Annotated in this window: 15 protein-coding genes; 8 read left to right on the top strand and 7 right to left on the bottom strand. The window is 62.9% G+C overall.

Annotation, left to right across the window (positions count from 1 at the left end; translation table 11 throughout):
• Window positions 1–173 precede the first annotated feature (173 nt).
• The 5 genes from ACIBF7_RS44750 to ACIBF7_RS44730 form a co-directional block, all read right to left on the bottom strand.
• Entirely contained in the window at window positions 174–1,724 is a 1,551-nt protein-coding gene (locus ACIBF7_RS44750; RefSeq protein ID WP_397199902.1) for a protein kinase, read from the bottom strand.
• Window positions 1,725–1,731: 7 nt separating this feature from the next.
• Window positions 1,732–4,869, bottom strand: a complete 3,138-nt coding sequence (locus ACIBF7_RS44745; RefSeq protein WP_397199901.1) for a type I restriction endonuclease subunit R — start codon at window positions 4,867–4,869, stop codon at window positions 1,732–1,734.
• Window positions 4,870–5,260: 391 nt separating this feature from the next.
• Window positions 5,261–6,547 (bottom strand): restriction endonuclease subunit S, encoded by a 1,287-nt coding sequence (locus tag ACIBF7_RS44740; RefSeq protein ID WP_364446083.1) that lies wholly within the window; start codon window positions 6,545–6,547, stop codon window positions 5,261–5,263.
• Window positions 6,544–8,562 (bottom strand): class I SAM-dependent DNA methyltransferase, encoded by a 2,019-nt coding sequence (locus tag ACIBF7_RS44735; RefSeq protein ID WP_364446086.1) that lies wholly within the window; start codon window positions 8,560–8,562, stop codon window positions 6,544–6,546. Before ACIBF7_RS44735 ends, ACIBF7_RS44740 begins: the two co-directional genes overlap by 4 nt.
• Entirely contained in the window at window positions 8,559–10,589 is a 2,031-nt protein-coding gene (locus ACIBF7_RS44730) for an N-6 DNA methylase (RefSeq protein ID WP_364446089.1), read from the bottom strand. The genes ACIBF7_RS44735 and ACIBF7_RS44730 overlap by 4 nt, the downstream gene beginning before the upstream one ends.
• Window positions 10,590–10,756: 167 nt before the next feature.
• Here ACIBF7_RS44730 and ACIBF7_RS44725 point away from each other — a divergent pair, with 167 nt between their 5' ends.
• The 8 genes from ACIBF7_RS44725 (at window position 10,757) to ACIBF7_RS44690 (ending at window position 18,783) form a co-directional block, all read left to right on the top strand.
• Entirely contained in the window at window positions 10,757–11,275 is a 519-nt protein-coding gene (locus ACIBF7_RS44725; protein WP_364446092.1) for an NYN domain-containing protein, read from the top strand.
• Between the two features lie 135 nt (window positions 11,276–11,410).
• Window positions 11,411–12,643 carry a Shedu immune nuclease family protein gene (locus ACIBF7_RS44720; protein ID WP_364446095.1) on the top strand — a complete coding sequence of 411 codons (1,233 nt, stop codon included), beginning with the start codon at window positions 11,411–11,413 and terminating at the stop codon, window positions 12,641–12,643.
• 155 nt (window positions 12,644–12,798) lie between these two features.
• Window positions 12,799–12,978 (top strand): hypothetical protein, encoded by a 180-nt coding sequence (locus ACIBF7_RS44715; protein ID WP_364446097.1) that lies wholly within the window; start codon window positions 12,799–12,801, stop codon window positions 12,976–12,978.
• Between the two features lie 307 nt (window positions 12,979–13,285).
• Window positions 13,286–15,040: a P-loop NTPase fold protein gene (locus ACIBF7_RS44710; protein ID WP_397199900.1), complete on the top strand. Its 1,755-nt coding sequence runs from the start codon at window positions 13,286–13,288 to the stop codon at window positions 15,038–15,040.
• The gene (locus tag ACIBF7_RS44705; protein WP_364446104.1) at window positions 15,040–15,831 is read left to right on the top strand and encodes a hypothetical protein; all 792 of its coding nucleotides are present in this window, start codon (window positions 15,040–15,042) and stop codon (window positions 15,829–15,831) included. Before ACIBF7_RS44710 ends, ACIBF7_RS44705 begins: the two co-directional genes overlap by 1 nt.
• 92 nt (window positions 15,832–15,923) lie before the next feature.
• Window positions 15,924–17,102, top strand: coding sequence for a hypothetical protein (locus ACIBF7_RS44700; protein ID WP_397199899.1), 1,179 nt, complete (start codon window positions 15,924–15,926; stop codon window positions 17,100–17,102).
• Window positions 17,086–17,850 carry a TatD family hydrolase gene (locus ACIBF7_RS44695; RefSeq protein ID WP_364446110.1) on the top strand — a complete coding sequence of 255 codons (765 nt, stop codon included), beginning with the start codon at window positions 17,086–17,088 and terminating at the stop codon, window positions 17,848–17,850. Before ACIBF7_RS44700 ends, ACIBF7_RS44695 begins: the two co-directional genes overlap by 17 nt.
• A gap of 456 nt (window positions 17,851–18,306) precedes the next feature.
• The gene (locus tag ACIBF7_RS44690) at window positions 18,307–18,783 is read left to right on the top strand and encodes a hypothetical protein (RefSeq protein WP_397199898.1); all 477 of its coding nucleotides are present in this window, start codon (window positions 18,307–18,309) and stop codon (window positions 18,781–18,783) included.
• 47 nt (window positions 18,784–18,830) lie between these two features.
• Here ACIBF7_RS44690 and ACIBF7_RS44685 read toward each other — a convergent pair whose 3' ends face one another.
• Together ACIBF7_RS44685 and ACIBF7_RS44680 are read right to left on the bottom strand one after the other, a co-directional pair.
• Window positions 18,831–19,088, bottom strand: a complete 258-nt coding sequence (locus ACIBF7_RS44685; RefSeq protein ID WP_397199897.1) for an integrase core domain-containing protein — start codon at window positions 19,086–19,088, stop codon at window positions 18,831–18,833.
• An 8-nt stretch (window positions 19,089–19,096) separates the two neighbouring features.
• Complete coding sequence (locus tag ACIBF7_RS44680) at window positions 19,097–19,471, bottom strand: hypothetical protein (RefSeq protein WP_397199896.1); 375 nt, start codon at window positions 19,469–19,471, stop codon at window positions 19,097–19,099.
• Between the last annotated feature and the right edge of the window lie 261 nt (window positions 19,472–19,732).

Genomic DNA, 19,732 nt, shown 5'->3' with positions numbered 1-19,732 from the left:
GAGCCATCTAGGCATATGCCGCTACGCAGTTCCAACTCCGCGACTCCATCGCTCGCTACTGGCCCGCTCTGCTTGCCGCACCACCACCGCTGGATGATCCGCTGACCGCCCGTTTCTACGAAGAGTCCGAGGCTGAGACCGTCGATCCACGAAGCCTTGATGACGATCGCGAGTTAATCACTGAGCCGGTCCAGGTTCCCCAGCAGCGCGCGTACGTGCTCGGTCTCCGGATTGTCCGCTCCCAGGATAGCGACCATGTCCGGCAGTAGCGCATGCAGATAGGCACGAGCCCCTTGATGGTCACCCATCCTCGCCATCAGCTCGGCAGCTTCACGGCGAAGTTCCAACGCGAGGACATCGTGCTCACCCACCGCAGCTTGCACATCCGCGAGCAGGGCTGCCATCTTGTCCAGCGCATCCTCATCCCTTCCGAGAGCCACCAGGCTGAGCGTTTGGTTGTAGCGGCAGCCGAGGACTGCCTGGTGATCTGCGCCGAGCATCTCCGTGAGCACGGGCAGAAGTTCGTCGAAATCGTCCAGCGCCGCGACGTAGTCGCGGGCGGCGAATCGGGCGTTCGCCAGGTCCATCCGCAATGCGATCACCAGCTGCCGCTCCCCCACGAGCGCCTCACCGGCCCTGACGGCTTCTTCGAGAATTTCGACCGCCTGACTGAGTCGTCCGGCCAAGGCGAGTTCCTCGGCTCGCCCCTTGGCCGCGACCAGGTCCCCCTTCGACAGGCGAGGGGTAGGTGCCGGTGACGAAGCCGGAACCGGGGGGCCAACCAGGGCGGTCTCCGCGATCCGCTCGACCACCGCCGCGTACATACGGCCCGGGTCCGGAAATGGTGCTACCACCGTCGTACCAGGCAGTGGCGGCAGCGCGACGACATGAGGTAGTAACCGCTCGTAGACCTCCGCGGCGGAGGCCGGCCGGTCAGCGGGATTCTTGGCCAGCAGCGACAGGACGAGTTGCTCGATACCAGTGGGCACATCCGGGCGCAGCGACCGCAGCGGCGGGGGTGGCTCGGAGTAGTGACGCGCCATCTCCGCCTGCGCGATCGCGGACTGGAAAACCCTCTCGCCCGCCAGCAACTCGTGAAGTACGCAGCCGAGCGCGTACAGATCGCTTCGCGCGTCCGCCTTCCCGGTTATGGCCTGCTCGGAGGGCATGTAGAAGTAGGTTCCCACGCCATGCCCCGCCCGAGTGATCTTCGTTGCGCTCGGCGCGTCCAGCATGGCAACGATGCCGAAGTCGAGCACTTTGACTGTGCCGTCCGCGCACAGGATGAGGTTCACCGGTTTCAGATCCCGGTGGATGAGCGACTGGGCATGGGCGACGGTCAGTACGGCGCACACCTGGGCAGCGATGGCCGCCGCCCAGGCCACCGGCAGAGGATTGTGCGCGTCAATCAGATGGTCGATGCGATAGCCCTCGACCAGTTCCATCACCAGAAAGTGCGATCCGTTAAGGGTGCCGACGTCATAGACGACAGGCACGCCTGGATGCCGGAGCCGGGCCGTGACCCGGGCCTCCCGGCGGAATCGCTGCTCGGCCTCCTTACGCTCCTCCGGCGTGAGGAACTTTTCCGGGCGGACGAACTTGACAGCCACGTGCCGGTCCAGTGACTGGTCGAACCCTTTCCAGACTTCGCCGTAGCCACCCTCACCCAGGCGGGTGACAAGCTCGTACCGATCGCCGATGACCGTCCCAGCATCCACGATCACGCTTATATCACTGAATGTCCCTGCTTTCCCTGATCATTCGATAAACCTGCTTCCGGCCCAGTTCGGTTATCCGCGAGCGGAAGAGCGAGTCGTCGAAGAAGCGCTGCACCAGATTGGTGTTCCCGGTGTGCCGGTCGACCACGACCTTCTCCAGGTGGTCAGCGAAGACCTCTCCGAAGTTCGCCTCATCATTGACCAGTGCGGCGACCTTCAGCGACTCGTCTGCGACGGCTTCCTCGAATTGTTGCTCCACCCAGATTTGATCGGACTCCGACAGGCCGAGACCGTACTTGTCGTTGACCGCGGCGATCAGGGCGCGTAGCGACGTCATCTCGGGCTCGGCCGCCGCCCCACCTGCACCTGAAGTGGCGGGGAGCGTCACCTCTCCCCCGGGAATCGGAGCCAGACTGACATCGTGCTCGCCGGTTTTGCTGATCCGCAGGTGGGTGAGGTCGATCTCCCCGATGTCCACCGCCGGGTCCTCCCTGCGCGGCAGCCGGTTGAGCAGGAACCTGCCGAACAGGTAGAGCCGCTCCAGCTCGTCGTCGGTGTACGGCACGACCTGCGACAGGAAACCGTACAGCCGCACGTAGCCCCGCAGGTCGGCCCGGAACTGCTCGGCCGAGTCGCTGTCGTTGGCCAGGTCCTCCTGCTGCCGCTCCTCGAAGCGCCGCACGGCGGGCTCGGTATGGCGATAGAGCGCCGCGTGCGCCTTCTCCCAGTCACGCTGCGTCGCAGAAGTCCGCTCCGCCTGAAGATATGCCTCAGCGAGGGCCTGCATCTCTGAGGCCACGAGCAAGGCATGCCCCAAGACGGCCGCCGCCCGCCGGTGGAGCAGGTTGGGATCGATCTCCTCGGTGGCGGTGCCCTCGAAGTACGGCTGGAACTCCGCCTGGATGGCCTCAGCCTCGTTGGCGAAGTCCAGCACGAAGATGTCGCCCTGCGACTTGAGCCGGTGTGTGCGGTTCAACCGCGACAGCGTCTGGACCGCCGCCACGCCGGCCAACTTCTTGTCCACGTACATCGTGGTCAGCAACGGCTGGTCGAAGCCGGTCTGGTATTTGTCCGCCACGACCAGGATCCGGTACTCGGCCTTCTCCCCGGCGTTCGGTGAGCGGTCGTCGGCCCGGCAGTAGGCGAACCTGTCCGGCAGTTCCTTCTCTCCGAACCCGTTCAGGCCTGCCTCGGTGTACTCGGTCTCGACCCCGTGCTCGTCCTTGAGCTTCAGCGTCTGAGAAAAGGCGATGAGCGTGCCGCAGTTGTCGTAGCCGTTGAGCTCGACGTAGTCGCGGATCGCCTGCCCGAGCCGGAGCGCGTGCTCCCGCGAGCGGGTGACCACCATCGCCTTGGACCGCCCGCCCATCTGTGGCGCGGTGTGCCGGCGGAAGTGCTCGACGATGATTTGGGCCCGCTGCTGCATGCTGGTGGGGTGCAGCTCGGCGAACCGGGCGAGCAGAGCCTGTCCCTTACGCCGTTCCACCTCGCGATCGTCGGGCTCCTGGCTCATCAGTCGCCACAGCGTCTTGTAGGTGACGTAGTTCTTCAGTACGTCGAGGATGAAGCCCTCCTCGATCGCTTGTCGCATCGAGTAAGTATGGGCGGCGCGCGGCTTGCCGTCCTCTCCTGGCGTGCCGAACAGGGTGAGCGTCTTATTCTTCGGCGTTGCGGTGAACGCGAAGTAGGACAGGCTGTCATGCCTGCCCCGGGCGAGTGCGCTCGCGGTCAGCAGGTTGCCGTCCTCGTCAATGTCGTCACTGCCGAGCCGGCGCAGCACGCGCTTGAGTGCTGCGGCGCCCTCGCCCGACTGAGACGAGTGCGCCTCGTCCACGATTACCGCGAACCGCTTGCCGCGAAGGCCCTCGACCTGGTGCAAGATGTGCGGGAACTTCTGCAGCGTGGTGATGATGACCCGGGCGGTCTCGCCTTGGAGCGCCTCGGCGAGCTGGGACGAGCTCTGGTCGATCCGCTTGACCACGCCCGGCGTGTGCTCGAACTGGTAGATCGTCTCCTGGAGCTGCCGATCCAGCACCACCCGGTCAGTGATCACGATGACCTTGTCGAACACCGGCTGATTCGGCTGATACCCCTTTGCCAGCGCGGACTCGTCGATCTCCACCAGGCTGCCCGAGGTATGCAGGTTCGACAGCGCGTGCGCCAGCCAAGCGATCGTGTTCGACTTTCCCGAGCCCGCCGAGTGCTCCACTAGATAGTTCTGGCCGGAGCCGTACTTCTTGGCGTGCGCGGTCAGCTTCTGCACCGCGTCCCACTGGTGGTAACGCGGGAAGATCAGCGGCAGTTTGTGGGCCTTGCCGGAGTACGGCTTGCGGCCCCGGCCCTTCTTCACGTCCTCGTCCTCGACGTGCAGGAAGCGCTTGAGCAAGTCCATCCAGGTGTCGGGGTGCCAGATCCGCTCCCAGAGGTACGCAGTCCGGTAGGTGCCGCCCTCGGGGATGTCCGGGTTGCCCGCGCCACCCTTGTTGCCCGGCCCGCCGGTGCCCATGTTGAACGGCAGGAACCGGGTCTTCTCCCTCGCCAGCCGCGTGGTGACGAACACCAGATCCTGGTCGACCGCGAAATGGACCAGTGCGCGCCTGGCGAACAGCAGTTCCTTAGGGTCTCGGTCCTTGCGGTACTGCTCCTTGGCGTCCTCCACTGTCTGGCCGGTAAGAGCATTCTTCAGTTCGGCCGTTGCGATCGGAATGCCGTTGACGAACAACACCAAGTCAAGGGCATCGGTGGAGGTAGTGGAGTAACGGAACTGACGGATAACGCTGAGAAAGTTCTTGCTGTACGGCTCCAGCGCGTCGGCGGCGATGGTGTGCGCGGGCCTGAAGTAGGCGAGTCGGAAGGTGATACCCCGGTCCTTCACTCCGTGCCGCAGCACTTCCAGTGCGCCGTCGGCGTCGATCGCCTTTGCCACAACGTCCGCCAGGCGTCGCATGGCGGACGCGTCGTCCCCGGACTGCGCGGTGACCAGACGCGCCCACTCCTTGGGCTGCGTCGCCTGTACGAAGTGCAGCAGCTCGGTGGGGTTCAGACCGAGAGCGTGGTCGTAGAGATCGCCCGCGCCCTTCATCCAACCGCGCGAGAGAAGGGCTGATTCGATGGCGTCTTCGAAGATCTTTTCATGGTGCACGGGGGGCATGGTCGCTTTCCCTCCTCCACGTGCTCTGCGCAGCACTCGCTGGCATCCGCACGTATCTGGTCGAACGATCGGTTGTGGCCCTCTGGCCGGGAAGCAGGCCGAGCCTCATTGCCTGCTTAAGGACGTCGGGGCATCGGACTCCCGAAGTGCCGCCCAGGTCCGCTGACCTCGTTCATCAGAATCTCCTTGGGGCCAGTAGGCAGCAGGCCTAATTAGCAGACAAATGGTGCCGTAGGAGGCGTCAGTAAGCGGTGTAGGCTCGCGCAGCCAGCGTTCTCAGAGCACGACCACGACCAAGTGCGCCTCGCCGCACGCACCGTCCATGTCTCTCATTCCCTTCTGATGAGGTACGGCTCCCGCTCCGACGGACGGAGCCCCGTGTCTATGGATCTCAAATGCCGCCCCCACAAGCCGTCGCCACATCAATCTGTCCGGTAACCGCCGCTGTGATCAAAGCCTGCTTTCGCTCAGCAAGAAGCTGAACGCTTCTTCTGAGAGCACTCTTCATGAATTCTGACTCGTCGCTGATGGCTGTGAGTTGATCCGCGACCTTCTCCTGCACATTGATTGGAGCTGCAGGAACCTGAATTTCCTTGATGTCTTCCCCGCGAAGTTTGATCGTCTGCCCAGATTGTCCACGAAGAAGCAAGGAAACCTGCCCTCGAACAGGAGCGCTTCGCAGGACAGCGGCCAAGAAACGTGCAGACCACCCGCGATCAGGATGGATTCGGTAAAGGAGATCGCTGAGCAAGAGCCTCCTCCCGCCAGTGTCGGCGATTGCAGCGACACCGACATTATTCACCGATCCACTTCCCCTCGTCATAAGTAGATCACCGTCATGAATGACGTAATCCAAATTAGGCGACAAATCGGCAGGAAGGCGCTTGTGTCGCATCGCATCGAACCTTCCTCCACTGACTGCACTGGTCTTTAGAACTGCCCATTCGGAAGGATGTGCTTCCATATCCTCGCACTGCGGGCTCCATCCTTGCTCAATACGGCGAACAGTTCGACGCATCGAGACGAGCCCAAAATCGCCGGCCGCACCGGTGATAATATCGGCAATCTCAGCGGTGGAGCGCTCCCCCGTCAGTTCAACCTGATTTTGTCGTAGCAGTATCATCCGATCGATACGAGCAGTCTTTACATCGAGGAAGTCAGTGATGCGCTGCTGCTCCTCCATTGAAGGAAGAGGGATATGCAGTTGCTCGATATCAGGCATATAGATCGTCTTATGCGTGGATCCGGCTGCCACTCGTCGGAGATCGGGAGCCATAGCCCGAAGAGCATGAAGAAGATACCGAGGAAGCAACTTCGGTCCACACGTCCAGGTCGCGAAGTCCTGGCTCGTCGCCATGTCGTGCCCCATAATCGCGGAGAAGCCGACCGACGCCGTACGAGAGAGGATCACTGTTCCCGCTGGATGGAGAACTGCCGCCGAGTTCGCGAGGCCGAGGCGGCTGATCTTCTCCTTCGTCTCCGTGATGGTGTCCCGGGTGCCGTCTCGAAGCTGCCAGACATCGGCCAGGGTGATCCAGGGTGTCGTGCAGTCCTCCCAGTACTCCGGGTGCTGGCGACTCGGGGTGTGACCAGTGCCCAATTTCGCGACGTACCTGATCGGCACGGTGGGCCAACGCGACTGCACGAGCCACGGAGCGAGGTCCGAGACGACAGTCATCGAGTCACCTCCCCGAGAAGCTCCTGAATCTCGGCCTCCAGCGCCTTGAGTTCGGCGTCGATCTCCTCCAGCGGGCGGGGTGGCGTGTAGACGTAGAAATGCCGTGTAAACGGGATCTCGAAGCCGATCTTCGTCTTGGAGTGGTCCACCCAGGCATCCGGAACGTGCGGCAGAACTTCACGCTTCAGGTACTCCTCGATCTCGGCCTCCAGTTCCGTCGGGGTCGAGTGCATCGAGGTCAGCGGCACGTTCTCGTTGTCCCGGAGATCGGGATCCGGCAAAGGGTTGTTCTTTCGGTCGGTCTGAAGCTGGCCCTCAGGATCGCTGACCGCCACCTCCGCCCACACCGCCTTCTCCACCGGCGCCGGCAGCTTGCTCAGGCCATGCTCGGCCAGAGCGGCGTCCAGCTTCCCGGCGAACTCCATCTTCGTGCCGCACGCCGTACCAGCCAATGACTGCAGCGCCGCGAGAAGCGCATCCCGCTGCTCGAACTTCACCACCGCCTTGGCTTCGGCCGCCACGTCCGCCGTCTCCTCGGTCACCTCGAATCGCCGCCGGAGTGGACGCTCGACCGTGATCCGCTGGTAGCCGAACGCATGGCGCGGGAAGACTTTCACCTTGGCATGGTGCTCGTGCTCGGGATCGTTCGCGATGGCTAGCGCATCCTTGTAAATCGCGGCCAGCTCGGCGATCCGCTCGTCCGGGATGAGCTTGCGCTTATCACCGAGTGACTTGCGCATTTTGACCCAGCACTCCCGGCCATCGAGCAGGATCACCTTGTCCTTCAGCGCGGGCGCCTTACGGTTGGACAGAATCCAGAAGTACGTGGAGATGCCAGTGTTGTAGAAGAGCTGATCGGGCAGGGCGACGATAGCCTCCAGCCAGTCGTTCTCCAGAATCCAGCGGCGGATCTCCGACTCCCCTGACCCCGCCGCGCCGGTGAAGAGCGGAGAGCCGTTGAAGACGATCGCGATCCGGGAGCCGCCCTGCTCCACCGGCTTCATCTTAGAGATCATGTGTTGGAGGAATAGAAACGAGCCGTCGTTGATCCGAGGCGTGCCCGCGCCGAAGCGGCCGGCCCAGCCGAGATTGTCGCGCTCGTCCTCGACCTGCTTCTGGACCTTCTTCCACTCCACGCCGAACGGCGGGTTGGCCATCAGGTAGTCGAAGCGCCCTTCAGAGTGGCCGTCCTGGATAAAGGAGTTGCCGAAGGCGATCTTTGACGGATCCTGGCCCTTGAGCATCATGTCCGAACGGCAAATCGCCCACGACTCGGGGTTGAGCTCCTGGCCGAAGACCTTGACCGTGGCCTTCGAGTTGTGGCGGGTAATGTGCTCCTCGGCGGCTGAGAGGATGCCACCCGTCCCGCAGGCCGGGTCATAGATGGTGCGGACGATGCCGGGCGTCATCACGTCCTCGTCGTCGGGGGCCATTAGCAGGTTGACCATCAGCCGGATGACCTCGCGCGGGGTGAAGTGTTCACCGGCGGTCTCGTTGGAGATCTCGGAGAACTTCCGGATCAGTTCCTCGAAGACGTAGCCCATCTGGTGGTTATCGACCACGTCCGGGTGCAGGTCGATCTCAGCAAACTTACCGAGCACCAGCCAGAGCAGCCCTGCCTCGTCCAACCGGGTGATTTGCTCGTCGAAGCGGTACTTCTCCAGAACCTCCACGGCGCCCGGCGAGAATCCGCCGATGTAGGAGCGCAGGTTGACGGCGACGTTGTCGGCGTCGCCGGTCAGCTTCCCGAAATCAAACTCGCTGATGTTGTAGAAGTTCGTCCCTGACGCGTTCTTCAGCATCCGGTCCTTGGCGCCCTCGGGCAGCGTGCTGTCCTTAAGTTCCTTCGCTTTGGCGAGGACCGCCTTCTTGGTGGGCTCCAACACGCAGTCGAGGCGGCGCAGCACGGTGAATGGGAGGATGACCTTGCCGTACTCCGACTGGCGGTAGTCACCGCGCAGCAGGTCGGCCACCGACCAGATGAAATCCGCGTACTTCTGGTGGTTGCTGCTCACCGTTCGCCCTTCTCATGGACCGGCCGGACGCTGCCGTGCGTCAGGCCATCGGATACCAGTTGAATCAGATCCTCGCCGAGATCAGCGATCTGTCGCAGGGAAGCTTCGAAGTCTGCCAGTCTCCGGAACGCCTCGCCATACCTGCGTTGCTGCTCGATCGGGAGAAGCGGGATGTCCGCGCGGCGCACGTCTACCTGAGCCCGGCTCGCCATGGTGACGTAATTGCGCGCATTGACCGAGCTGACCACGAAGCCAGCCAAGAAATGGGGATCAAGCTGGTCCGGATCGACGCGGAGCAAGGAGATACGCGGACCGAGAACCGCCCCGCCTTCCTTGACCACCCGCGCCACAGGCCGATTTACCATGTGCGGGACGACCACATCACCGGGTTGCGTCATGATCTCCTGTTGCACGGGGATACGTGGGGTGAGCCCGGTCGGTGGCCGATCGTCGATGACGTCGTCTGGCATGAGGACCGTCAGCCCGTCCGGCACGCCGGACTCTTCGACGGACTTCGCCAAGGCTTGGTGGTGAAGCGTCAACATGCCGCGCCGTACGAGCTCCGTGAGCGGGACCATTGGGAAGCTCTGATCCTCTGGAGCCGACTCGACGTCTGGCAGCAGATCGGCTGCGAGGTGCAGAAGGTCTTTCACTCGGATCCGTCGTCCCGTGACACGTTCGGGCGCGAGGTCTTCCGCCGACACCGACAGGTACCGTGCCGGGGTGAGGTCGACCTCGTCATCGAGCACCTCGATTACCGGGACGGCACGACTGACGGTCGGCTCGTCTGCCTCATCGCCGCGGTCGAAGCGACCCCAAGCACTTGCAGCGACTCGGACGAAGTCCTCTGGCCAGGTAGAGGTGTCGACCATCAACACGTGGCTCGGGGTGCGGGAGTCATGGGGTTTGCGAAGCACCCACACGTTCAGGGCGACCGCCATGTTGGGAACGGCTCCGAGCGGGAGTGTGATCACTGCTCGAAGCGCACCGCGGCGGATCAGCTGAGCACGGATACGCCGGCCAGATTTGCGGTTGGCCGAGGCGGGCGGCATGAGCATGACAGCCGTACCACCGGATTTGAGGTGGGCGAGAGCATGCTGAACCCAGGCGAGCTCTGATTCCATCCGTGGTGGCAGGCCGTACTCCCAACGAGGGTCGGCGGCCAACTCCTCGTATCCCCAAGCGCGGTCGTTAAAAGGCGGATAGCACACAACGGCATCCACCAGCGTGCCCGCGAACGCATCACCGCGAAGAGAATCACCGCAGCTGATCGCGACATTGTCAGCGTGGAGGGCGAGGTAGACGGCGGTGAGCCGGGCGGTCGCCTCGTCTACATCTTGCCCTAGGAGTAGGTTGACGCTGCTCCCGGGTTGGTCATGAAAAGCTCTCAGCAACGCCCCGGATCCGCAGGCGGGATCAAGCACGAACTCTGCAGAAGATCTGCTGAGCTCGGCCATGAGACGGGCGACAGGCTCGGGCGTGGCGTAGGTCCGCTTGGTGTGCAGTTCAAAATAGCGTTCCCGTAGGAAATCGAACGTCTCCCGGACTCCATCGGCAGCTGCGAGATCAGCTAGTCGACGGAGGAGCGGGATTCGACCCTCCACCAGCGAGGTCGGCGGTGGAGGGTCCTCCAGCGGCCCCTCGCATGCTGCATGCACCCGGGCAGGAAGCGCCTTCGCGACGACCGAGTCACTCTTGGCCGAAAGAGCTGCCCAGTCTGGGCTTTCCCGGTCCAGGTAGATGAGGAAAGCACCGAGATCGGCGAGCATCACGGCGAGATTCTCCTCGTCCACTTCCCCACGCAGGTCCTGCCAGAACCATTCTCGCTGGGGAAGCCGTCTGCCCTTCTCCGTGTGAGAAAGCAGCCATTGCTTGATCTCCTCCAAGGAGAAGGAAGGGCTGGTAGCGGTCCCTCCGACGGGCTCGGGGAAATCCTCGTGGCGGCGGCGCCAGTTGCTCACCGCCGCCCGACCGACATCCGCCAGACGAGCGATGTCAGCGGCCGTCACCTCGACGTTCCGATCCACTTGAGGCCCCTTCTCCGCTGCCGTGTCGACAGGACTGTACTCCAATAGCAGCTCCGAGAGCAACGTCTCGAAACTTGTTGGTCGATTCTATCAACACGTGCTCTAATGAACGTAAGCGCACACGACGCTCGTCCTCACGGAAGGACCAATGACACGTGAGCTCCCCCATGCGCACCGACCGGCTCCATTCCACTCAGCGGCGCAGCACACGCCGTAGGCAGCACTTCAGGCATGCCTTCTACCGGACGCGGGCCGTACACCTGCTGGACATCGAGAACCTGACGGCCTCCACCCGTCCCGGCGCCTTGGAGGTGACTGCGACCATGCAGCTCTACCGGACGGCGGTCCCGATCGGGCGGATGGACCAGTTCATCGCCGCGGTCAACCCTCGTTCACTGGTTTCGGCCGGCATCGCACTCCAGGGCGTACAGTTGCTCACCCTCTCCGGCCCCGACGGCGCAGACCGGGCGCTGGTCGAGACAGCCCTCGAAGACCACCTCGACCAGCGCTTCAGCCGGGTTGTCATCGGTTCCGGCGACGGCTACTTCGCCGACCTGGCCGTCTGGCTCATCGGCCGGGGCGTGCATGTCACCGTCGTCTCCCGCCGCGGCGCGCTCAACTGGCGGCTGTACACCTCGGTCCCGGACACCGTCATTCTCGATTCGGCGACGGTCCACGTGGCCTGACGTCGGATGGTGGCGCGGCAGCCACCGCGCCACCATCACCGTGGATCAACGCTTCACGAGTACGCCCCACACCGCCGCTGTCCGCGATGCCGCTGATGGCGGCGCAGCACATGCCCAACATCAACAGGAACAGCTATGAACAGCGAGATCGACGAGTTCGGGCCCGAGAACTGGGGCGGCGAGCTTCCGTGGGCCGAAGAGGACCCGAACACAGAGACGATGTACGCGCGTCGCCGCAGACCCGAACGCACATACCTGTCACGCACCTTCAGTCGCCCAGAAAAGGCCAGGTTCGTCTATAAGGTCTTCGACGGCCCCCAGACCAGCGCGAAGTACGACGGACGCGAATGGACCATCATCGACGGTGAGCACGGACGCGCGCAGATCAAGCTTCTGCTGATCGAGGAGCCCGGAAGCCAACACGTCAAGAGCATCATCATCCAGCGGGTTCCGACCACGAAGAGGCCGGTCAAGACGGCCCTGCGGCTGGATGGAGCTGACGCGGAACGGCTCCTGGAGCTCATTCGCAATCTTGATTACGTCCCCGTTGTGGGCCGTACCACGGAGCGTATCGATGACGCACTCGTCCGTGACCTGTTCGCTGATGCGACATCCATGCTGGCCATCTACAAAAGGGATCCTGAACGCTTCCGGAAACTCATCACCGACGACGAGACCGCCCGTGACATCATCGCCATCGCTCACCGTCGCCAGCAGGTCGAGCGCTTCCGGAAGCTGCTCCATGACGACGTCTACTTCGAAGCCGAACGCGCTCGGAGCACCGATCGCAGGGCGGAGTCGGTGTGGCAGCGCTTCTTCGAAGAGAACTCATGGATCCTCGGTGTCTCCCTTGCCGGCCAGCTGCTGACGTCCTGGAGCCACGAGAAGCTTGAGCAGGTCGTGGCCGGATCATCCATCTCGGGCCCGGGGAAGCGCGCGGATGCCCTGCTCCGTACGGCGGGCCGTATCAAGTCGCTCGTATTCGCCGAGTTCAAGACCCACAAGACCGAACTGCTCGCGACCGATGCGTACAGATCCGGATGCTGGGCCCCGTCCAAGGAACTGGCCGGAGGTGTGGCACAGGCTCAAGGAACCGTTCATCGAGCCGTCCGCGATCTCGGCGATCGGCTCGAAAGCCTCGCCCCTGACGGGAGCGTCTTCCCTGACGATCACTCCTACCTGGTGCGCCCTCGCTCATTCCTCATCATCGGACAGCTCCAGCAGCTGATCGGCCAGGCTGGCGGCGACCACCAGGAGAAAATCCGCTCCTTCGAGCTCTACCGTCGCAACACGGCGGAGCCGGAAGTCCTTACCTTCGACGAACTACTTGCCCGAGCGGAATGGTTCGTAAACACACCCGTGCCCTAGACGTCATGTCCTATCACCCTCGACAGGAGGTGGAAGGCCATGCCGTTGTAGCAACGGACCGCAGATGACCTACATAGCCACCCGGGTGTTCATGGCCGACGCCCACGTCGCCAGCACTTCGCCCGCCCCGACATGCCAAGCGACCAGGTTGGATCGTGCTCCTGTTCGGGCGCTTCTACCCGCACCTGGACAAGACCACCGGCGCGGGCGAGCTGGAGACCGAGCGGGACGCAATGCGCACGTTCTCCAACGAGGTGGGGAGTACGAAGGCATCGGCTACGTCACGCTCGATGACGAGCATCGCGACCGCGGCGAGACGATCCGCGCTGGGCTGAAGACCGCCCACTAGGCCCAAGTTTTGACCTGACGCCAACTACGACAAGATCCACCACACCTCTCACTCGCAGCTAATGGGCGCATCAGACCCGATCTGGCTCATTTCCTCTGAAACACCTCGCCTCGACTGACTGGCCCCCATCGCTCGCGGCAAGCATGATGCCTCGACTCTCCCTGATTGCCTGATAACGATCAGACATGTCGGTAGCAGTTCGGCGTGGCGGCGAGTCACTCCATCGGAAGTAGCCCTATCCTGAGGGGCTATTCACCGTCTCATCTGCGCCCCCTGATCAATGTGAGATGCCTGTGGATGATCTAGCGACATCGGTACCCCTCTTCGATGACAACCCCGCAGAGGAAGATCTCCTCGGCGTGGATGCCGTGGCCAGCGTTGTCACGCGGGTCGTAACGTCCGGTGGCCTCGACCCCGTGACCGTGGGCATTCACAGCGCCTGGGGCGGCGGAAAGTCCACCGCCCTGAACCTGATCGACGCGCAGCTGTCGAGAGTGGGCCACGTAGTGGTCGTGCGGGTGGACCCATGGGAGTTCGAGAATACGGATGACGTGCGCGGCACACTCATCGCCCAAGTTCTCAACGAGCTTCAACACCGTGTCGAGCAGGACGAGACGGAGCTGGAGGTCCGGGAAAAGGCGCTCGTCAAACTGAATGACCTTCGGCGACGTATCGCTTGGGGCCGCGTCGCACAGGTTCTCCTTACCAGTGCGGTCACGCTCTCTCCCAATCTCCCCGACCTCGTGGACGCGTTGACGCCAAAGCCGAAGGAAACCGCTGAAGGCGGCGAGGGTCCCCAAGGTATGGCAGGCTTTCGCGACCAGTTCAGCAGCCTGATGAAGGAGGTCAAGGGGATCACCAAGGTGGTCGTTCTGGTTGACGACCTTGACCGATGCCTGCCACCAACGATCATGGGCACGCTGGAGGCCATCAAGCTGTTCCTGTCAGTGAAGAAGATGGCCTTCGTCATCGCCGCCGATGAGGACTTGATCCGGGCCGCGATCGACGTACAGATACAAGGTGCCGCCAAGGGCGGCTTCGCCAAGCTGTACACGGAGAAGATCGTGCAGCTGCCGATCTCGCTGCCCCTGCTGTCGGTCGAGCAGGCTGAGGCGTACATCGCGCTGTTGCTGTGCCGTAACGCGAGCGAGCTGACTGGTCAGCAACTCACCGAGGTCATTGCCGCCTGCAACGAGCGCCGTCAGGCCGGGACGGCACCTTACGTGGTGGCCGGAGATGGAACCAGGCCGGGCCCATCAGCACAACATCTGGTTCTCGCAGCCAGTATCGCGAGAGGCTTGTCAGCAGACGTCTGGCGCAGCCCTCGGGCGATCAAGCGATTCCTCAACGCCTTCGCCGTGCGTAACCATCTCGCTTACGCCGCCGGCGCCGGTCTAACCGTGGATGTGCTGCTTAAGTTGTACTTGCTGGAGCTGCGCTACCTTTCGGAGTTCCAGTTGCTGACCCAGCTCTCCGCGGGTGAACGCGCAGCGCTGGTGACCTCCTGGGAGGAGTGGGCTCGAGGTGAGGCGCCGAAGCCGCCTGAGGGCGTCGGCGAGGCCACCCGGCTGTGGGCGGCTACGGAGCCCTACCTGGCGGGCCGAGGTTCAGAGATCGAACGCTACCTAAGCGTGGCAGCTACCCTGCACAGCGACGTACGGTTCGGGGGCGCGATCAACGCCAGGCAATTGGAGCTGATCGAGCAACTGTCGCACGCATCGGACTCTACCCGCGCGGCTGCCCTTGAGGATCTGGCCGCCCTGGAGGTCGATGAGCAGGCTGTGATCATCAATGGCCTGTACGAGCAGCTGACTCGAGTGAACGATCCCGATCACGTGATCCACTCCTTGACGACAATTGCCAGCAAATTGCCCATGCACGCGGATGCGATCGGTCGTACGTTCCGACTCCCTGCTGTGCTGACGATCCTCCAGGTGCACCACGCGCCGTATCTCATGGCATTGCCCGACGTACTCCGGCACATCATGCATGCAGACGGTGTGGATCCTGACCTCGTCAGCGCAGCGCACGCGGAACTGGGCGAGTAGTGGGAACCTCCGGGGCCTATGGCGGCAGCGGCGCCAACTCATGGGACACCGTTCACGATTCCTACGCCGACGCGGCCAACACGGGCGACGCAGGTCCATCGCCAGCACAGATCGAGAACTTCGTCAACGACTTCATGGCGGCGCTAGCCAAGTCTCCAGGCCAGGTCAGAGGCCCCACCTCGTTCTCACTTCCGGCGCTTCGCCTCACTCGGCGAAGGGGCGACGGCCTCGGGTCTTCCAGCAGCACTGGCTCCACCGGCGGCGGCAGACGTGACCTTGGGCGGCAGGCAGCCCGGGGAGCGGCAGCAGTAGCGGGTGCGCACGCCCTCCGTACTGGCAACGCAGCCATCCTCACCGAGCTCGGACTCGACGTCGACCACATCAGGTCCCTGCCCCCCGGCCGCGAGCAGTGCACCTACATCGTCAATGCCCTGCTCGGCGCACCCAGCCACCCCGATGAGGTCGCCCTTGCCGCGGCTGCGCTACGAACCATGGTCGAAGTTCAGAAGGCCAAGCAGGAAATGAGCCCGGAGCAGACCATGGAGACGTTCCTGCAGAATCTGGCTTACGAACAGGTACTCGTCGAGCTGACCTCGCAGCGGCGTACCAACACGGTGACCCCGCAGCGAGCCAAACAGATCGAGGAAAAAGCGAAGAAGTACCTGCGCGCCAGCGTGACTGCGCTGCGGTTGAGGGACAAGGCGAAGATCAGCGCGCAGGGCTTCGTGGACTACGCCACGGGCCTCGCCGGCAAAATCTTCCAGGTCTTCCGAATGCGGGGGGCTGAATGACTGCCATCGAGCTGCTCCCACACGGGGCGACACCCCAACGCCGGACATCCACTGCCTACGAATGGCCGAGCACGCCCGGCGAGACTGACACGATGCAGACAGGCCTCGGTTGGAGCCTGGCAGAGCTTGGGGATCCGGCGAACACCGCCGCAGACCTGCTCCGTATCGTGGCCGCCGCATACATTGCGGACCGTACCACCTCGCGTCCAGCTCGAACCCTGCACCGGGAACTTCGCCTCAGCGTCCACCTGGACGCTCCAGAGACGTGGACCCAGGCCGCCCTGGACGCCGCAGTCGATCTGCTGCACTGGCTCACCGGTGACACCTGGACACTGGAAATACTGAAAGCTCAGCCCACCACCAAATCTGCGAAGCCCGCCGTGAAGATCCACCCCGTGCAGACGGTGAGCCTTATGTCTGGCGGTTTAGATTCTCTCTGCGGCGCCCTACTGTGCCTCGACCAGGCCGAGTCGACTGTGTTCCTCGGACACGTGGACAGCGCGAACGCCGTCAGCCGCGCCCAGCGCCTCATCCATGACCAACTACGGACACGTCAGCCAGGACTCAGCTACCGTCGCTACGTGCTACGGCCCACCACAGACGTACGGGAACGCACCCCACGTACAAGGTCGCTGCTCTTCATGGCCATGGCGATCGCCGCGGCGTCGGGCCTCGGCGCCGGCAAGGTCTTGGTCCCGGAGAACGGATTCACCAGCATCAACCCTCCCCTGGAACCGTCGCGCGGTGGCCCACTCACCACACGCTCCACACACCCCTGGACTTTTTACGCCTTGCATGGGTTGCTGCGCGAGTTGTCTCTGGACTCGATCATTGTGCACAATCCGCACGCGATCCTGACGAAGGGGGAGCTTGTAGCAGCAGCACTACGTCCGCATTCGACGGAGGATGGACAGTTAGCCGCGATCACATTATCCTGCGCCAAGCCCAACGCCGGCCGTCCCAAGGGCGGCAATCCTAACCTGAACTGCGGGCTTTGTATTGCCTGTCTCGTACGACGTGGTGCCTTCATCGCGGCTGACCGTCCCGACAAAACCACCTATCTCATTGATACCCTCACCGGTGACGCCAAGCAGACCTTCGTCCACCACCGCCGTCACGACATCGCCGCCTGGCGCTACGCAACCGAGGCTGGCTTCGACGATATCCGCGTCCTCGCATCGGGGCTATGGCCGCCCAACACCGACTTCGACGCTGTGCTCGCCATCTGCCATCGAGGATTAGAGGAACTTCGACGTGTCCCCGTCTCCTGATCTGCCCAGGCTGGACTGCCACGCCCACATCGCTCCCGACGTCACCACATCCCAGATCGCCGCCCTACAAGGCGCCATACTCTTCGCCATGACCCGCGGCCCCGCCGAAGCCGCCGTGGCCGCACGGCGCCGCGATCAGACAATCATCTGGGGATACGGAGCCCATCCAGGGCTAAAGGCGACCGCAACACAGATCACAGCCGAGCGTATTCATCATGCCCTCAACGAGCATCTGCTCATCGGCGAAATCGGGCTAGACCGAGGATCAGCGCTGGGGCCGCAGCAAAAAGCCTTCGAAACGATCCTCCAGGCCTGCACTGCCCAACCCGTGCTGCTGTCCATCCACAGCACCGGACGAACGGGAGACGTCCTCACTGCGCTCGCCCGCTATCCACAGCGAGGGGCCATACTGCACTGGTTCAACGGCACACAGCAAGAGATCCTTACTGCAGTCGAGATGGGATGCTACTTCTCCGTTAACGCGGCCATGACCGATGAACGAATCAGCTGGATACCTTCTGACCGCCTACTTCCCGAGACCGACTTTCCCAGCAGCCGACGATCCACTAAAGCAAAACTTCCTGGGGACATCGACTACCTCGAACAACGGATCGCGCAGATGACTCGCGAAACATCCAACCAGGTTCGTATGAGGTGGTACAAGAACCTCAATCATCTTGTTCGGGCCGCCGCTGTCGACGATCGACTACCCAGCACGATTCAGAATCTGCTCGACAAGGTGCGATGACACGATACACCGCACCCTGTCCTGCTTCCCGAGGTCTGGACGCCAATGCCGGCGCCTTGGCATTAGGCCAAGTGAAGCGACCGCAGTCCCAAGGCAGCTCAGTTGCCGAGGTCTACGGCCCAGGTCACGGGAGGCACAGGTCGGCGACAAGATGGCGCGCTGCCATCAGCAAGAAAACCTGGCCCGTGGCCTACGATCACTTCAACCTTACAAATTAGAGCGGAACAAGTGAAAAGACGAATTTCTATCCCGAAATTATACAAGGATCACGAGACGAATGCTTCTTGCCTACAGGAGGAAAGGGTAGAGGTTCGTCGTGATTTAGGCGACCTGTACCCGATGATTATCGGGCTATGCAAGCTCTGCGGCCGGCGCCGGATGTACAACACTGCGATAGCAGGGCCGCCCGCACGTTGCCCCTGCACATTGGAGGAAGCGAACAAAAAGAGGAAGGAAATGCTTTTTATTGATAAGCTCGAACCGATACTCGCGACGCTACCCTATATAGACCCCATTCTGGATGCACAGCGGGGCGCAGAGTACCTGCCATACTATGCCTGCGGCATTGACCATCAGCATGGAGAACGCATTTTCATAAACCTTGGTAGACTGCCCCTCGGAGATGAAAGCCCAACTTACATCTACTTAATTGATTTCCCAGATTGGCACGGCGAAGCGTTCGTCAAAGTAGGAATTGGCCTATTCGCTAGGTTGCGAGACCACGAACGGCATGGCGGAGTCGTTCTGCAAGCAATTGAAGTGCCTCGCTGGCAGGCTTATGCAATCGAGAAGATGGTAATTGCAGATTGGCCGAGCTTCTATCCGACCACACCTCTCCCTCAAAGAGGTGACACAGAATGCCTCGTCCACGCTACAGCAAGCCAAATAGAGCTGAGTCGATATGTCGACTTATTCTCTCAGAATATGGGATAGCAGACGTAGCATAGTAGATGCGGGTGCCGAAAACTCATCCGTCCAGGTCAAGCAGGATGCCGGTACTCCCTGAGGACACCACCGAGTCGATCATGTCGGCGGATGTCGAGTCGGGTGATCGGGGCTGGGTCGGCTCCCAGGCCGGGGAGCGGCCGGAGCGGAGCGGCCTGCCGGAGGGCCCGGTGCGGCCGGTGACCGTTGTAGAACACCTCGAACTCGCGCAGGACATGAAGCAGATGGCGCTGGTTCCAGATCAAGGTACGGTCCAGCAGTTCGCGCCGGCAGGTCTGAATCCACCGCTCCATGATCGCATTTATCCGGTGGATCCGGATGCCGGTCGTGACGACGTGAAGTCCGGCATCGGCAGCACGGCGTCGAAGGCCACGGTGAAGTTGGCATCGCGGTCGCGGATGAGGAACCTGGCCGTGCTGCCCGTCTCCTGCAGGTCCATGACGAGGTTCCGGCCGAGTTGGGCGGCCCACTGGCCGGTGGAATGCGCGGTGGCGCCGAGGATCCGGATGCGCCGGGTGGCGCGCTCGATGACGGCGAAGACGTACAGCCGGGCCCCAGTCAGGGCGCGGACTTCGAAGAAGTCACATGCCAGCAGGGCGTCCGCCTGGCTGCGTAAGAAATCGGCCCAGGCGGTGTGCTGTCGCTCGGGCGACGGGTCGATGCCGTGGACCCTCATGATCTCCCACACGGTGGAGGCGGCGACCGTGACGCCGAGCCCGGCCAGCTCACCGTCGATGCGCCGGTACCCCCGGAGGGATTCTCCCGGGCCAGGCGCAGCACCAGCAGGCGGATGGCGGAGAGGGTGCGCGGGCGCCGACGCCGGGGCGTAGAGGCCGCGGGCGTCACCCGCGTTCCGCAGATGTGTAGCGAGAAAAACACATGAATCAGGGGTGTGAGCTGCGGAAACGCTTGCGGGCACGCTGATGCGGCGTGTCAC

Source organism: Nonomuraea sp. NPDC050478, from assembly GCF_044458265.1.
Classification (GTDB): Bacteria; Actinomycetota; Actinomycetes; order Streptosporangiales; family Streptosporangiaceae; genus Nonomuraea; species Nonomuraea ferruginea.
This window is presented reverse-complemented; position numbering and strand designations above follow the sequence as displayed.

Excerpts from the sequence above, each read along its gene's own strand:
- ACIBF7_RS44725 (WP_364446092.1), top strand. The coding sequence starts at position 10,757 with ATGCGCACCGACCGGCTCCATTCCACTCAGCGGCGCAGCACACGCCGT.
- ACIBF7_RS44745 (WP_397199901.1), bottom strand. The coding sequence starts at position 4,869 with ATGCCCCCCGTGCACCATGAAAAGATCTTCGAAGACGCCATCGAATCA.
- ACIBF7_RS44720 (WP_364446095.1), top strand. The coding sequence starts at position 11,411 with ATGAACAGCGAGATCGACGAGTTCGGGCCCGAGAACTGGGGCGGCGAG.
- ACIBF7_RS44680 (WP_397199896.1), bottom strand. The coding sequence starts at position 19,471 with ATGAGGGTCCACGGCATCGACCCGTCGCCCGAGCGACAGCACACCGCC.
- ACIBF7_RS44685 (WP_397199897.1), bottom strand. The coding sequence starts at position 19,088 with ATGGAGCGGTGGATTCAGACCTGCCGGCGCGAACTGCTGGACCGTACC.
- ACIBF7_RS44740 (WP_364446083.1), bottom strand. The coding sequence starts at position 6,547 with ATGACTGTCGTCTCGGACCTCGCTCCGTGGCTCGTGCAGTCGCGTTGG.
- ACIBF7_RS44700 (WP_397199899.1), top strand. The coding sequence starts at position 15,924 with ATGCAGACAGGCCTCGGTTGGAGCCTGGCAGAGCTTGGGGATCCGGCG.
- ACIBF7_RS44690 (WP_397199898.1), top strand. The coding sequence starts at position 18,307 with ATGCTTTTTATTGATAAGCTCGAACCGATACTCGCGACGCTACCCTAT.